8 protein-coding genes are annotated in these 16,563 nt (G+C 41.9%); 2 read left to right on the forward strand and 6 right to left on the reverse strand.

The window, feature by feature from the left end:
* Window positions 1-104 precede the first annotated feature (104 nt).
* Window positions 105-605 (forward strand): molybdenum cofactor biosynthesis protein B, encoded by a 501-nt coding sequence (locus KV40_RS08755; protein ID WP_036479993.1) that lies wholly within the window; start codon window positions 105-107, stop codon window positions 603-605.
* 8 nt (window positions 606-613) lie between these two features.
* Here the strand turns inward: KV40_RS08755 and KV40_RS08760 are convergent, their stop codons facing one another.
* From KV40_RS08760 to KV40_RS08770, 3 genes are all read right to left on the reverse strand, one after another.
* Window positions 614-1,618 (reverse strand): hypothetical protein, encoded by a 1,005-nt coding sequence (locus KV40_RS08760; protein WP_036479995.1) that lies wholly within the window; start codon window positions 1,616-1,618, stop codon window positions 614-616.
* A gap of 122 nt (window positions 1,619-1,740) precedes the next feature.
* Window positions 1,741-9,234: an SdrD B-like domain-containing protein gene (locus tag KV40_RS08765; protein ID WP_081942811.1), complete on the reverse strand. Its 7,494-nt coding sequence runs from the start codon at window positions 9,232-9,234 to the stop codon at window positions 1,741-1,743.
* Window positions 9,235-9,768: 534 nt separating this feature from the next.
* Complete coding sequence (locus tag KV40_RS08770) at window positions 9,769-11,019, reverse strand: HhoA/HhoB/HtrA family serine endopeptidase (protein WP_036479999.1); 1,251 nt, start codon at window positions 11,017-11,019, stop codon at window positions 9,769-9,771.
* A gap of 422 nt (window positions 11,020-11,441) precedes the next feature.
* Between KV40_RS08770 and sppA the strand changes: the two genes are divergently transcribed.
* Entirely contained in the window at window positions 11,442-13,238 is a 1,797-nt protein-coding gene (gene sppA, locus KV40_RS08775) for a signal peptide peptidase SppA (RefSeq protein WP_036480001.1), read from the forward strand.
* Here sppA and KV40_RS08780 read toward each other — a convergent pair.
* Genes KV40_RS08780 through KV40_RS08790 form a run of 3 tightly spaced genes read right to left on the reverse strand, consistent with a single transcriptional unit; the run spans window position 13,225 to window position 16,552 of the window.
* Window positions 13,225-14,229: an ATP-binding protein gene (locus KV40_RS08780; protein WP_072013799.1), complete on the reverse strand. Its 1,005-nt coding sequence runs from the start codon at window positions 14,227-14,229 to the stop codon at window positions 13,225-13,227. The two genes, sppA and KV40_RS08780, sit on opposite strands and share 14 nt — an antisense overlap.
* Window positions 14,230-15,381, reverse strand: coding sequence for an FIST signal transduction protein (locus KV40_RS08785; protein WP_036480003.1), 1,152 nt, complete (start codon window positions 15,379-15,381; stop codon window positions 14,230-14,232).
* A 19-nt stretch (window positions 15,382-15,400) separates the two neighbouring features.
* Window positions 15,401-16,552 carry an FIST signal transduction protein gene (locus tag KV40_RS08790; protein ID WP_036480005.1) on the reverse strand — a complete coding sequence of 384 codons (1,152 nt, stop codon included), beginning with the start codon at window positions 16,550-16,552 and terminating at the stop codon, window positions 15,401-15,403.
* Window positions 16,553-16,563 lie beyond the last annotated feature (11 nt).

The raw sequence follows: 16,563 nt of genomic DNA on the forward strand, positions 1-16,563 counted from the left end.
GTTTTAAAATAACCTTTGATATCGAGCGATGGTCTTGAGAAGGTGCTTCAAATTATAAAAATCGGTGCATACTATTAACTGTGAACCGATCGCTGTCAAATATTATGACCGTACCCCATCCAGATAAATCGGCTGTATCTCTTAACTGCGCTGTAATTACAGTAAGCGATACTCGTACTGTCGAAACCGATAACAGCGGTAAAATTATTCAGCAGTTACTAGCCGATGCGGGTCATGAAATCTTAGCATACACTATCGTCAAAGACGAACCACAACAGATCGCAGCTTGTTTGTCCGAGCTAGATAAAGATACAGATTTAAATACGATTATTTTTAGTGGCGGTACGGGAATTGCTTCTAGAGATACAACTTATGAAGTAGTTTCCAACTGGTTAGACAAAACAATACCAGGATTTGGCGAACTGTTTCGCTGGTTGAGCTATCAAGAAATTGGTTCTCGCGCGATCGCTTCTAGAGCCATAGCAGGAAGTAAAAATCGTCAGTTAATTTTTGCCCTTCCTGGTTCGTCGAATGCAGTTCGCCTGGCGATGAAGGAGCTTATTTTACCCGAACTCAATCATTTAATAAAACAACTGCAAGGTTAAACGGTTACTTACCGAATTTCTTTCTGAATTTCTTCTAAACCAGATTTAGTTTTAAGATGACGGCGCAGGCGATCGCCACCAAAGATGCCACCAACAATTAATAAGCCCAAAGTAGGAGAAAATTCAAATGGTACTTGCTGCACGGTAAAATTATCCACCATCAAAGCCGAAGTGCGATCGTAACTATCGACATCTACCACCCCAAACGCCGCTCTGTAAGTATAGTTGCCCTCAGCTAAATCACTCACAGTTTCCGTGTACTGATTATCTGGATTATCTGAATCGTAGTAAGTAGTGTCTTCATAGACAAAATCGCCACTAGCTATTGGCTGCTGTATGAGGTCATCGCTTTCAAATAAAACGTTAATCTCATTAGTAGTCAAACTTTCAGGGTTTTCTAACAAACTAAAATAACCATAATCCTGATTGCCCAAACCAGGGTCGGTATTGACTCCATCATTAGTCAAGTAAGCCGTATTAAAGCTAACGGTAAAGCCATTATTGCCGTTAGTCACATCATTTGAAGAAATGGTGACATTAAAATCCTGATAGAAACCAGAACCCTCTTTAGAAGTACGGCTATCGCCAACTAACTCGGGATTGGAAGCAGTACGGTCGATACTCAAAGCTTCGGGAGAGAGACTGGTTTGATTTTGCAGCGAAGAACTGTCATTGGGGTTGATATCGGCATTGACGGGGTCGCTGCCCGACTGGTTGAAGTCCAGGGAAATAAGAGGATCGGAGCTATCGACATCGTCAATTCTGGTGGTGTGTCCTGTAGTAGTAATGGCATGAGAACTACCATTAATCGGCTCGATACCATCTATAGTTCCAGTAACAGTTGAATCACCAATAGGAGTCCAACCTGAAAGATCGTTAGTTTCAAAATCGCCATTGGTTAAATTGACCGAAAAAGCAGTGGCAGAATCGACTGCTACTAAATTACCAAGAGCGAGAAAACCTGTCAGACAAATGAGACGAAGTTTGAATTTAGGCGAGAAAAATAAAAACATAATGACTAAATGGTTAGTTTAACTATAAATTTATGAATGGCATGGATACAGATAACGTTGAAGAATGAGAACTAAACAAAACAGCTAGCGAGCGAGCTTAATTCTCATTCCCATAGCCGGGGCTAGAAGATAAAATCGCTAGAATCTATGTCGCTAGAGTTGACACCTTGAAGATAGACAACGTCTTTGTTGTAGACGCTGCCTGGAGGTTGGAAATCGACTTGAATCATGGTGTCGGAACCAAAGGGGGTAGCAACGACATAGCCGTCGGCATAGAGGTCGCTCGACACATTATTTAATTCTCCAGAGGCGATCGCACTGAAGTCTAAAAGATCGCCGTTGGGATCGAAATCGCTAATAAGATCAATGCCGTCACTGGTTTGGTTGAAGTAAAAAACGTCATTACCTCCATTACCAGTTAAAGTATCTTGTCCTGCACCACCAGTAAACAACTCATTACTGGAAGTACCGCTTAGATTATCGGAATAATCTGTACCGTCAATGGGATTGAATTGGATGGTAGTCGTAGCTATATTACTGTCATAATCTCCGTCGTTGACTACTACTTCAATAATGCGTTCCCTCGCATCGGGACTGGTTTCGGTGTTATTAAAGCTAATTGCTTCGATTAATTCTTGATAATCTGCTAGCGGTACGGAGTTTAGCGAAGCACTGGTAAATTCAATAAAGATCTGACCGTCAGCAGTAGAACTCGCGTAGTTAATTAAATTAAGATTGCTAGATACATACGTTCCTGTTAGCTCAACTGCCAAGCCATCAATTAATAATTCATCTCCAGTTTGAGCATTAGTGAGAGTAACGGTGGCAGATTCAATATTGACATCGTCGTTATCGGTAATAGTAGTATCGCTATCGGCAATTCCAACAGCAGAACCAAAAAAAGTAGTTAGATAATCATAATCTGTAGCGGTACTGCTATCATCTCCATCAAGATCGATAAACGGTGGATTGATATTGACAATTGTTCCCGTACCAGTATCCGAGAAGTCCGCAACATCACCGCTAATTACGGAGTTTACTGCCAGGGTAAAGCTTTCATTAATTTCGACCTCTTCATCAGTGGTGCTATCAATTCTTACCTGAATTCCTGTAGAACCTGCGGGAATAGTTACCTCCGTACCGTCAGTAGCACTCAACCACGTGGTTCCGCCATCGGTAGAATATTCAAAATTGGTATTTTCATAATCAACACCGTCTGTAGCAGAAACCCCTGTTGTAGTTAGGTCGAGAACTACATCGCTAGTTTGATGGGGAACATCGAGGGTAACGTCAAAAACAAGTGGGTCACCTTCATTAACAGAGACATCCGAGATACTTACTGTCGGTAATGCACCCACCGCCAGAATCATATCTTCCACTTCACCATCGGTTGCTGTACCCTGATACGCTAGCTTGGGAATCGTCGGTTCCTCGTCAAACAAGCGGAAACGAGCATAAAATTCGCCGTATCCCCCTTCAAGCCCGCCTGTGGGAATATCGATAGAGATGGTCTGCGTTCCCGCAGTTACCGCTTGGTTAATTACTAAATCGTTAGTTCCTGTAAAATTACCGTCGTTATCCCAATCGATCCAGCCTAATAAATAACCAGTTCCCGTTACCTCAAATTGAAGCGAACCTCCTCCTGTACCGTCGTCCCAAAGAGTAGCATCGACAATTGCTACTCCATCATCTTCAGCTCCGTCACCATCGGCATTTACTGTTGGTTGACCGTTAGTTTCCGTATCGGGTGCGGTGCCCAGATACAGGGTAGGTGTTTCGCTAACAACGTGTCTTGCGCCATCACTTTCTAGAGTAGTCTGGTAAGAATCTGGTAAGTCGCCAAAATCGTAATTGAGGGTAGAAACAAAGGCAAAATCGAGTGCCGTTACGTCACTGTCTACTGTGACTGTTTGGAATACTGAAGTATTGTTGTCGGTAATAGAAGTTGCTGGGGTATCCGTATCAGTTGTAGTTAGGGCAGTATCTTCTAGGATGGGTAGGCTCTTAGCTAAAGAGATATAGTAAGTATCGGCAGGTAAATTACCGAAAGAATAATTACCATCAGCATCGGTTTCAGTCGAGCCAATATAAACTGGACTGCCACCGTTGTCTTTATAAATAAAGACCGTCAGACTTTCGACAGGAATATCGGTGCCTTCTCCCGAATTGCCATCAGTCGTACCTTGTTCTTCTAAAACTACTGTACCGCTAACACTGTTAGGTCCACTATAGGCATAACCAAAGTCAATATATGTTCCGTCATCTATGGCATTACCATCTACTTGAGTAACCGCTCCTGTGTTATCAACCGTAATCGTAGTGGTATTAGCTCCGACACTGCCCGTCCCATTAAGTAGGTCGTTAATATCTCCACTAGAAGTTGGTGATGTGTCTGTTGGCTGAGTAACAGTAATTGTCCAGTTTCCTTCCGTCAGGTCTTGGAAGAAGTAGTAACCCTCGTTATCAGTAGTTGTAGTGAAGGTTGTCGTACCATCGGTAATGGATATTTCAACATCCGATATCCCTACTTCGCTAGCATCTTGAATGCCATCTCCGTCTTGGTCTAACCAAATATAATCTCCAACTACCGAACTGGGTTCAAAACCAAAATCCGCACCTTGATAATTCGTGCCGTAGTCAACGATGACATTACTATCTTGGGCATCTGCAGCAGGAAGAGAGGGGTAAGTATTATCCCAACTGGGTACACCATCGCGGTCTGGGTCGTCGGTGTTGTCGGCAATAGTTAGTCCCGACGGTAAAGTAGCAGTGTCAATTGCTACGGTATAAGTTCCAGGTTCGACTCCTGTAAACAGATAAGAACCTGCTAATTCTGCACCAGTTCCGTCTGCTGTGGTGGTAGTTGCAACTGTGTTACCTTCTCCATCCAGCAAGTTAACGGTAACGCCACCAATCCCGATTTCATTGAAATCTTGAGTTCCGTTAGCGTTAGCATCGTAATAAACCGAATCTCCAATAGTTGCCAACACCCCAAAACCAAAGTCCGCAGTTTGGTCTGCTCCGTTGGTGATGGAAACATTTGTTGTATTAGCTGTGGTTGGCTGATAAACATTTCCATAGCTATCTATGGGTAAATCGGTATCTGCATCATCGACAATGATTTGATAATCCCCGTCAGGCAAACTACTAAAGCTGTAGTTACCGTCAGCATCGGTATCCACTGTTTGTAGTGCCACATAAGTACCATCACCGTTGAGATCCGCATATAGGGTTACCAGAATGTTGGATAGAGTCGTGGTTTCAGAAGTGCCTTGAGTTCCGTCACCGTTTACGTCATACCAGAGATTACCGCTAATGGTGGCATCACCATATTTGTTGTAGGGGAAATCGATATCATTATTAGTTTCACCTGCAGTGAGAGTAACGCTAGCAGGATTAGTCACCAATCCAGTAAGGTCGGCAGGTAGATCGGTATCAGTTTCATCTACCGCAACTAAATAATCTCCTGGTGCGAGATTGGTAAAGCTATAGGTACCATCAGCAGCCGTAGAGGTAGTAGTAATTATTGGGTCGGTATCGGGGTCGTATACGCCATCACTATCAATATCGGCATAAAGATTGAGGATGATATTAGGTATGCCTTCATCGCTAGCATCTTGAATACCATCCTGATTCCAGTCAAAGAAAACCGTATCACCAATGGATGCCGTACCCGAAGCAGAATAACCAAAATCGTAACTGCCAAGAAAATCACCCCCACTAAGAGTGATTAGGCTAGTGGTCAGGTTGTCAACGGTGGCATCGGGGTCGGCAGTTTGCGTCCAGGTCGAATCCGCAGGTAGAGTAGTTGCATCAATTTGTATTTGATAATCTCCACTAGCAATACCTTCAAAGGTGTAATCACCATTTGCGTCAGTGGTGGTCGTGTCAACTACAGAGCCTGTATTGTTTAGTAGATTAACTGTAATCCCACTTAGTCCACCTTCACCGTCTTCGGGAGTACCACCATCGCTATCGTAGTCTTGCCAGACATTACCAAATAAAGAATTGCTGATGATGTTATAGCCAAAATCCTGGTCGAGATTGTTTGCTAGCGAGGCAATAGTGACATCTGCTACATGTTTATTTGCCTGACCACCATCAGGGTCGTAGGTTTTTGTATAACCACTGGGTAAAGTTGCAGTATCTATTTGAACTGTATAAGTTCCATCAGTATCTACTACAAACTCATAGTTACCACTGGACTCAGTTACTGTTGTTTGGAGTAAAGTATTACCGTCATATAACTCGACAGTAACTCCTGGTACGCCAGGTTCGCCCGCATCAAAAACACCATCATTATTCTGGTCACTCCAGATAGTATCACCGATAGTGGCAGTTGGATTGATAGTAACGGTAACGAGATTGGAGTCATCGTTAACGGCTTCTCCGTTTGCCATCACCGCGCCCGTAACCAAAGCAGTGTTCTGGATGCCGCTTTCAGTAGTATTGTTTAACGGTTCGAGTGCTTCGTAAACTACTTCAATTTGGTTAGTGTCCCCTGCATTAACTGCCCCAACATCATTCCAGGTCAAAATACCGTTAACTTCATCAACTGAATCAGGAGTAACTGAAGCAGAGACAAATCTTAGCTTAGTTTCATCATAATCATCGATTAAGGGAGTGGAGGCAATGGTTGTATCGATATCGAAGGAACTGCCAGAACCCGCGGGTTCATCGGTAGTAACTCGAAAACCCAAGGCATCAACATAGGGAACTGAATTATCACCCTGACCGTTTTTGATAGTAATAAGATATGCGCCAACTCCAGAATTAAAAGTGCTAGTAAAGTCAGACCAATCCCAGGTTCTTAAGCTAGTAACATCCCAGATCAGTTCACCTGCATTAGCAACAGAATTGTAAGTAGAAAAATCTGAAGGGACAAACGTTAGAGTATCGGTGGTTGCGCCATTTTCTCTAAGTTGAAATTCCCAAGTGTCATCATTAATAGTACCTGTCTGATAAACATTCGCCACCATTTCCACTTTAGTAATGTTGGCTGTCGTTCCTGGTAGAGTAAATACACCTCCATCAGCAATGTTCCCATTAAAAAAGGCTGAAGCAAAAGTATCATTAGCTCCGTCTGTTATATTCTCGGGTGGCGTAAAATTTCCATTAACCGATTCGACCCAAAGATCGTATTGATTCCCCGAACCGCCTTCACCAGAACCCGAACTTAAATTGTTGGTCAGATCGATAGTATAGGTAACTTCACTTCCTTCTAAAACTGGGCTGTTTACTACTTGCTTATCAACCGCCAATACGGGACCAAAACCAAAATCATTGTCGGTAGAATTTACCCCCGCAATATTAACCGCATAGGTTTCTTCCGACGACAGAGTATAACCAGTCGTTTTATCTGGGTCATCGCGAGTAACTTCTACGATCCAATTACCATCGGGCAAATCACCAAAGGAGTAATCACCATTGACATCGGATGTAGTTGTATCCCAAAGGAAATCACCCGAATCGATCGCGCCATCATTATTGCTGTCGTAGTAAAGATTTAGATCGACCAAATCCATACCCGCTTCGTCACCGTTGAGAATACCGTCTAAGGTAGTTCCAGTAGTTCCACCATCGTCTTCAAATACTGTTCCCGATATGGTTTGCGAACCAAGAATACGGGTAGTTGCTTCGCCATCAGATAATGTACCACCAGCAAATCCTACTCCCCCCGTGTTGAGAATGTAGGGGAAGGACTCTGTGGGAGTAGTACCGTCAGGAACTGCATTAAAAGTTGCCGTAAATGAGTCACTTGCTTCTAAAGAAGAATCTAGCCACCACTGTAGATTGGTAACTGTAGAAAGATCCGCAGGTTCGGTAGCGTCCCAGGTAGCACCATTATCGGTAGAATAGAAAACCGTTAGAGTAGAGTCAGCAGGAACGGTATTATTAATTTCCGCACCGCCAGCATAATTCATGCCCTCTGGAATTTCATCATAAATCACCAGAGGAGTTCCATAGCTGGGATTGCCCAAAGGAACCGTACCATCATTAGTAGCGGTTAAAGTATAGGTATACTCTGTAGCAGAGGCAATATCTACGGTGTCGGTATTGACGACTTTATCAAAGGTTAGTGAGGGGTCGGTAAAGACAACCTCGCCCCCAGACCTACCATAGTCACCGTTGTATTTAATGTTATCGTCGCCCGAAGCTGACTGTTGATAGGGGGTTAAAGTAGAACTGCCATCACCAAGTTTGGCAAATTCATAAAAGACCAAACCGACAACACCAGTATTATTAGCAGGTATATCTTTGTGATACAGTTGGTCTTCAAAGGCAATGATTTTTTCGGTGCCGTCGTTGAGCTTGACGATTAGCACCCCATAATTACTAACCAGGCGAGAATTTGAAGGATCGTATTGGCTGGGATCGCCGACAGGCTGCAACCAAACATCGTGGTCGGGAATGAAATCGCCGTCGTAGTCAATACCTTGATTGACCCGACCCATATCGTACCAAATACCCTGCAAACCCGTCGTGCCGTCGCCGACAACGTTTTCGGGTCGCCATCCAAGTTGCTCTTCAAAAGCATTAAGGTATTCGTCGGGAACTTTAGATGTGGTATTGGGCCAAATTTTGTTTGCCGAAGCTGCAATCTCTGCCCGTAAAGTCGCTTCGCCATTTTGAAATTCTAATAAACTGCCATTTGTCGGATCGTTGGCTGTTGCCCATACGTCGTAATTTAGAGTTGTATCGTCGCTGATATCGGCTTTTTTGCCAAAAACGGCGGTATCGGTTGGGTAGCTTACCAGCCAGTATTGATGGATGGTTTCGCCTGGGGCAATAGTCCCAAGATATCTAGCAGCATCATTACCTTCATGGGTAAAGGAGTAAGAACCATTGGCAGCATAGGTACCAACCTGGGGATTAGTGCCATCGCCATAGTCCCCCATGTAAAACCAAACATCAGTCAGTGGTTCGCTACCAGTATTAGTAATTGTTGCCGAAAGGTGTGCTGCTTCGGGACCACCATTACCATTGTGATCGACTACTAAATTCGGTGCGGACGTAATATTTACTTCTAATGCCAAAACGCCATCCCAGTCTGCGACACTCAAAGGGGTAAGAGCAACTGGTTCATTGTGGAGTGTAGAGATTGTATGACCGACTCGATGTTCTAAGTTCCAATTACCACCCTTAGCAGCATTACCAGTGCGAGTAGTAGACGCAGCGATGTTGGCACCAGTAATGTCGTATAACTTGGCGATAAACTCTTCACCAGCATCCCCAGCAGCAACGTTACAACCGTAAAGAAAAAGCAGGGGAGCAGGAGAGCAGGGGAGCAGGGAATACGAGAACCAGGATTTTAAATCTTGTTGATACTTATCTAACGTGTTGAGGCTGAGTTGGGTGTTGCCGAGATACAAGCAGCCAGGAGAACCGTGTGAGACGATATGAACTTCTGCTACCTGCTGTCTTTGGCTTAAAACTTCACTTATTTGAATGATACCATCGTACTTCTCTGAGAGAATAACTACTTTGGCTTCGGGAACGACTCCAGCAGCTAAAGCTCGATAGTTTTCAACTTGAGAGTCGATAAAAACCAGTTTAGATTTATTTGCCAACATATTTATCTCAGTAGTAGTAAATGTATCGTGGGACAAATTCATAAGTAATTAATTAAAATCTATAAATCGCGTAACAAAGTTAAATAAATTTTTCGAGCTAATAAGTTAAAAAACTTAGTCGATCGCAAGTTGCTAAATAGAAACCAACCTCCGCTTTTAGCTATAAGCAAATAAACTGGAAGCAATGTTATGTGTATATTGCGTTATTACAAATAAAAATAAATATGCATTTAAAGGCTAGCTGAACCCCCACTAATTTAATCAATGAAAACTGAAACGCCCATCAGAAAAAATAGGGAGGCTCAACCCTAAAAAGCGAAAATACTATGAAAAAAGTCGGGAAAATTATTTATGCAGAAATTTTTGTAAAGACTACTTTAGTGATTTTACTGAAGCTTCTAGCAAAAATTAACTCAATATTGTTTTAATTTTCAGTGTTATTAGTTAGATGAAGCGATCGCCCACAAAAACTACAATAATTTCCTTGATATCCCAAAAAAAAAGTCCCTCTATTAACTAGAGGAACCGATTATCTAGGGGTAAAAGCTTAAGCTGTAATAATATAAATTGCTATAGTTATGAAGTCTGGCTGGGTAAGATTCCTACCTTGACATCTAAAGCCAAATTTCTACCCTGACGGTTTAATTTCATTGGTAACTGCTCGCCTACTGCGATTTGCTCTACGGCTCTTTGTACTTCATCGGCAGTTTTAATTTTTTTACCGTCAATTTCTTCAATTACATCTCCAGCACGCAATCCCGCTCTAGCAGCAGGAGAATTAGGTACGACTTCGACAATAACTACCCCGCTATCGCTATCAAAAGCAAAGTTTTGTCGGTTTTGCAATTCGGCTTTGATTTCTGGAGTCAAAGAAGTCATACGGATACCTAAGAAGGGATGGTCTACTTTTCCACTAGCGATTAACTGTTCGGCAATATTTTTGGCGGTGTTGATGGGAATAGCAAAGCCCAAACCCTGAGCGTTTTGAATTATTGCAGTATTAATACCAATTACTTCACCTTTAGAGTTGAGTAAAGGTCCTCCAGAGTTACCAGGGTTGATAGCAGCATCGGTTTGGATAAAGTCAATCCGTTTATCTCCCACACCAACTTGAGAGCTACTGCGTCCTGTAGCACTTACGATGCCAGTAGTAACGGTGTTGTCCAGCCCTAAAGGATTGCCAATGGCGATCGCCCACTCACCAATTTGCAAAGTATCTGAATTACCAAATACAACTGCGGGTAATTCGGTAGCTTCAATTTTAACTACCGCCATATCGGTAACGGGATCGGTTCCCATTACTTCTCCTGCTATAGTGCGTCCGTCTTTAAGAGTAACGGTTACTTTATCCGCACCATCAATAACGTGAGCATTGGTTAAAACCAAGCCGTCAGAACTGACAATAAAACCAGAACCCGTACCTCGCTGTACCTGGGTATCGGGCATGTTAGGCATTTGGGAACCAAAGAAGCGGCGAAAATAAGGATCGTCGAAGGCTTCTGGTAATCGTGTTTCTACCGTCCGCGAGGCGTTAATTCGTACGACTGAACTACCAACCGTATTGACTACATTGGTAACGAAATTCTGGGGAACAATGTCGGGGGAACTTTGAGCTACTGACGAACGGAAGGGCGAATTGGAGCTTTGAGCCACTTCTGAGTCATTTAGAGGACTGGCAACAATTTGTGGACTATTAATTAAATAGTTGCCACCTAAAGCTATGCCGCCTCCAAGCAGTACTAGAGATATAGGTTTTGTAACTTTTCGCCAACTAGACAACAGGTTCTGTTTTGGCGATGATGATGGGGATGAAAACGTTGGTTTCATTATTTATATATCACCTCTGATGCTTATTTTGTTATGAGTAGCGAATTATATTAAAAGAGTAATTATAAAAATTATTTATTTGGTAATCTAAAATTTAGAGAAAGCCGACCCTAAAAAGCCTGAAGGAGCTTGGGTGAAGTAGAATTTAGAGCCGACATTTTTAATATAAATGTTGGCTATGACTTTCTTGTGACAACCAAATGAAGTTTTAATGACTAAAACTTATAAATTGTTACTATAACTACCCAATCTGTGTTGCTAATTAATTCTAACTAGCGATCGCGCTAATATGCCGATGAAATATACTATATTTTCGCCTGCAAAATTTCTATTGTCGAAGATCTTATTGTCAAATATAAGGGGAACTATAAAAACCAGTCGGATTTTAACTGGCTTAGTCTTTAATAACTTACAGTAAAGCAATGAAGCAATTTTTCAAGCAAACCATTGCCAGTGCGATCGGCACCTTAGCAGGACTGCTGCTATTTTTTGGTCTTGGTGCAGGTGGATTGGTCTTATTATTAATAACTGCCGTATCCGTAAACAAACAACCCGTTGTTGAAAACAAATCGATATTGGTAGTCGATCTGGGAATGCAGATTAAAGATTCACAATCGCCTGCTAATTTAGGACAAGCCTTTTCTGGTAGCGATCGCGAAACCATGACTTTGCATCGGGTATTGCAGTCAATAGAACGGGCAACCGAAGACGAGCGGATTGTAGGTTTGTTGCTCGATGGCAGAAAAAACGATGCTGGCAATGGCTATGCCAATTTAGCTGAAGTCAGACAAGCTTTACAAAATTTTAGAGCTGCGGGTAAGAAAATTATTGCCTATGATGTCAATTCGAGCGAACGCGATTACTATCTAAGTTCTGTTGCCAACCGAGTAGTTTTAAATCCTATGGGAATTATAGAATTTAATGGTTTGAATTCCCAACAGATTTTTTTCAAAGAAGCATTGGAAAAATACGGTGTTGGCGTGCAGGTAGTTCGAGTAGGCGACTATAAATCTGCTGTCGAACCGTTTACTCGTTCCGATTATAGTCCTGAAAATCGCCAGCAAACACAAAAGTTGCTCTGGGATTTGTGGGGAAATTTTATGTTTGCAGTAGGTGAAAGCCGTCAATTAACAACGGGAAAATTGCAGCAGGTGGCTAGCGATCGCGGTTTTCTCTATTCTCAAGAGGCAAGAAAGATCGGCTTAATCGATCGCAGTGGGTATTACGATGATGTCTTAACCCAACTGCGACAGCTAACTGGAGAATCTCAAAATAGCGAAACTTTTAGACAAATAAAATTAGCAACCTACGCCAATCGCGTACTGGTTGAAGGAGAAAATGCTGCTAACAATGTAGTAGCAGTACTGTATGCAGAAGGCTCGATTGTAGACGGAGAGGGGAATTTAGATTCTATAGGTAGCGATCGCTTTACTGAAACCCTGCGTCAGCTTAGAAAAGATGACAAAATTGAGGCAATTGTCTTAAGAATTAATAGCCCTGGAGGTAGTGCTACCGCTTCAGAAGTCATTCTCAGAGAAATTTTACTCGCTCGCCAAGCCAAACCCGTAGTAGTCTCTATGGGTAATGTGGCAGCTTCTGGCGGTTACTGGATTGCTGCTGGTGCCGATCGCATTTTTGCCTTGGAAAATACGATTACTGGTTCGATTGGGGTTTTTGGCTTGCTGCCTAATTTTCAAGAAATTAGTCAAGAACAGGGGATAACTTGGGATGTAGTCAAAACGGGGCGTTTTGCCGATATTAACTCTAGCCTGCGTCCCAAAACCGATGCCGAACTGGCTATTTATCAAGAGTCAGTCAACAAAATATACGACCTTTTTTTAAATAAGGTTGCTAAATATCGCCATCTTTCTCAAGACAAAGTAAAAGAAATTGCTAGAGGTAGGGTTTGGTCTGGTCGAGAAGCTGTTGAGATTGGATTGGTAGACAGCATTGGCGGATTAGAAGCGGCGGTCGCTTATGCAGCCAAACAAGCCGAGTTAGGAACTGACTGGCGGCTAGAAGAATATCCCCAACAAAATAGATGGGAAACTGAAATTCTCGAATTACTGTTTGATGCCGAGGCTTTAAAGACGCTAAAGAATACTGCTCCCCTAACCACAGAATTACTAAGAATCGAACGGGATTTAGAAATTTTGCAAAGTTTTAAAGATCCACAGGGTATATACGCCCGTTTACCCTTTAATTTTAATTTTGAATAATATTTTCTTTTAAATCTGGAACAGAAATTTTAAACAAAGTGCCTCTACCAACTTCGCTTTCTACTACGATCGCGCCTTGTAATTGCTGAACTACCAAATTGTAGACTAAATGCAGTCCCAAACCGCTACCGCCACTGTGTCTTGCCGTAGTAAAAAAAGGATTGAAAATTTTACTCAAATTAGCCTGGGAAATACCACAACCGTCATCACTGTAGTTAATTTGAACTCGATCTTCGTTTTTAAATACGGCAAATTCTATCTTTCCCGATTTTTCTGAGGGATAGGCATGAGTTAGAGAGTTCATGACTAAATTAGTAATTATTTGTGCCAAAGCACCTGGATAACTATCAATGAAGATCGTTTCATCTCCTGTTACCTCAATTTGATGCTTGCTATGTTTGAATTGAGGAGTTAGGCTTACCAAAACTTCTTCAATATAGTGTTTGACCGAAAACTGTCGTTTTTCTAAACTGGTGCGATCGACTGCAACTTGTTTGAAACTTTGTACCAGTTCTCCAGCGCGTTCGAGATTCGTAGAGATTAATTGGCTACTTTCTGAAGCTGTTTCTAAATAGCTATTAAGAGTCGAGCGTTTTAATGCGCCTTGTCGAATGCGAGCGACAAAAGCTTGAGTTTCATCAAACAAAGTAGAAGCAACGGTTATACTAGTACCGATAGGCGTATTTATTTCGTGCGCGACTCCTGCAACCAAATTACCCAGTGCTGCCATTTTTTCAGCTTCTACTAGCTGTTTTTGCGTCAGCTGCAAGTTTTCTAGTGCCTGTGATAATTCTTGAGTGCGCTTTTCCAAAATATCTTGAGACTCTTGAAGATCGCTAATTACTCTTTTAAATAAAGACTCTTTTTTTTGATTGTTTTCTTCAAGACCAATTCGTCTTTCTTCAGAACGTTCGAGTTTTTTTTGCAAAACTCGATTGGTCTTTTCTAGCTGCTTAATTTGCCGTTTGTAATCTATCCGTTCTGAATCCATTTACCTCGTTCCTAAGAGTAAAGCGATCAAAGTTTCGTGGTGTAAAAAAGTTTCTGGATAATGTTCTAAGGGAGAAATTTCGCCATAAGTATAAAATCCACAGCTTGGAAGCGATCGAGGTAAACAACTATTAATTACTTCATATTCTCGTTCGGCTTTAGTCCCTAAAATCTTTCTGCGAGTCGCACAGGAAAAAAATAAGGCAACAGTTGGTGTCGTTCCTGGGTATTTGTCGATCGCCTGTAACATCGACGATGGAGAAGATTCGATAATGCGATCGCCATTAGTTTCGACAATTTGCACGGTTGCACCCAAGGGAATTTCGGCAAAAAAGCTAACGCTACCCGTTTCGGTATCGTAATTGTTGGGTACTCTCATATAAAAGTTGTCGCTGTCTTCATCGAACACTGCCAGGGGATACTCTAAAGAAGGAAAAGAATCATTCAAATAGTATTGATAAAAATCTAAAATGGGGCGATTATCAAGTTCGTAAACTATATTTTTGTCAACTTTGGTTATTTTTTGTCTTTTACCAATCGGATTCCAGCCATTAGCCACACCATAAGAATGGATTAACTTGCCAGAAAATAGCAATACCGCGATCGCGTTAGTATAGACTTGCTGCTGGCAAAATTGATAGGTTTTTTGAAATTGCAGGCGATCGGCACTCATGCCACCAAATAAAGGGATCTGCTTACCCAAACTTTGCTTTATTGCTTCGACAATAGTTACGCCACAGTTACTCAAGCCATCGGCTAAAGTCAGACACAAACTTATTTCGCCATCGACTTGAGATCGAGCATTGGTAATAGCTTCTTCTACTGCGGCTACTGGATTTGAGGCAAGATTTTGTCCGACACCAGCCCGAATTTCAATTTCATCAGAGCAAAACAAAATTAGCGTTAGAGAATCTTCTTGAAAACCCAATTTAGACGAAATTTCACCATCTGTGGTACAGCCAATTAATTCTAATTGGGGAAATTGTTGGTAGATGCTCTCTAAAACTAAATCGTGTTCAAAATCGATCGCCGCATATAAAATTCCCGCTTGGGGTGTCGTTCCTGCTAATTCAGTCGAGCATTCCTCTAGAACTTCAGCGATCGCCTCTTGGGAATCGGGATCGTTACTATGCCCGATAACTACTTCAAACATAAGCTATTATTCCATTATTTTATTTTGTGCCTAGCAGTACGGTAATAAAGGTTTCATTGTGAAACAAAGTCGCTCCATATTTTTCTAGTGGAGCAATTTCGCCATTGCTGTAAAAACCACAACTAGGTAAATCGAACTGCAAATGTTGTTTTACCATTTGATATTCTTCTTTGGCTTTAGTACCTAGAACTTGACGGCGAGCCGCACAAGAGAAAAATAAAGCTGCGGCAGGTTTATATCCTGGATATCGCTCCATAGCATCTTGCATCGATACTTCCGAAGAACTTAAAATTGCCTCTCTAGTTGTTTCAGTTATCTGTACGAAGGAACCTTCGGGAATATCGGCTAAAAAATTAATCGTGCCTAGCTCGCGATCGTAGCCGTTAGGAGCGCGCAAATAAAATTTATGATTGTCTGGTTCGTAAACTGCCAAAGGATACTCTAGAGAAGGAAATAAATCGCCCAAATAATATCGGTAGAAATCGAGAGCGGGTTTACCGTCTACTTCGTAAAGAATATTTTGTTTGACTTTGGTAACCTGGCTTTTTTTACCAATAGGATTCCAGCCACTATTAACCCCACAACTAACTAATAAGTTGCCAGAAAAAAGCAATACGGGAATTGTATCGGTTAAAACTTGACGTTGATAAAATTGATACGTTTGCTCGAATCGCCAGCTATCGGCAGTAAATCCACCAACGATAGTAGCCTTGCTGCCCAATTCTTGTTTTAAGGCTTTAATTAAAACCACTCCGTTACTTTTTAAACCATCGGGTAAAGCAATACACAAACTTACTTCTCGATCTATCTCGGCTTTAGCTAAAGAGATCGCCTGTTTGACGGCAATTGAAGGTCGTTGCGAAGCTTCTTTACCAATACCCGCACGAATTTTAACTTCATCAGAGCAAAACAACATAATTGTTAGAGAATCGTCTTGAAACCCCAACTGGGAAGAAATTTCGCCATCTGTCGTACCGCCAATTAATTCTAGTTGGGGAAATTGTTGGTAAATTTTCTCTAAAATTAAATCGTGTTCAAAATCGATCGCCGCATATAAAATTCCCGCCTGCGGAGTTTTTCCCGCTAATGCAGACAAACATTGTTCTAAGATCTCGGCAACGGCTTCTTGCGAATCAGGATCGTTGCTATGACCCACTACTACCTCAAACATAGATTAAATAT

It is taken from the genome of Myxosarcina sp. GI1 (assembly GCF_000756305.1).
In the GTDB taxonomy this organism is placed as follows: domain Bacteria; phylum Cyanobacteriota; class Cyanobacteriia; order Cyanobacteriales; family Xenococcaceae; genus Myxosarcina.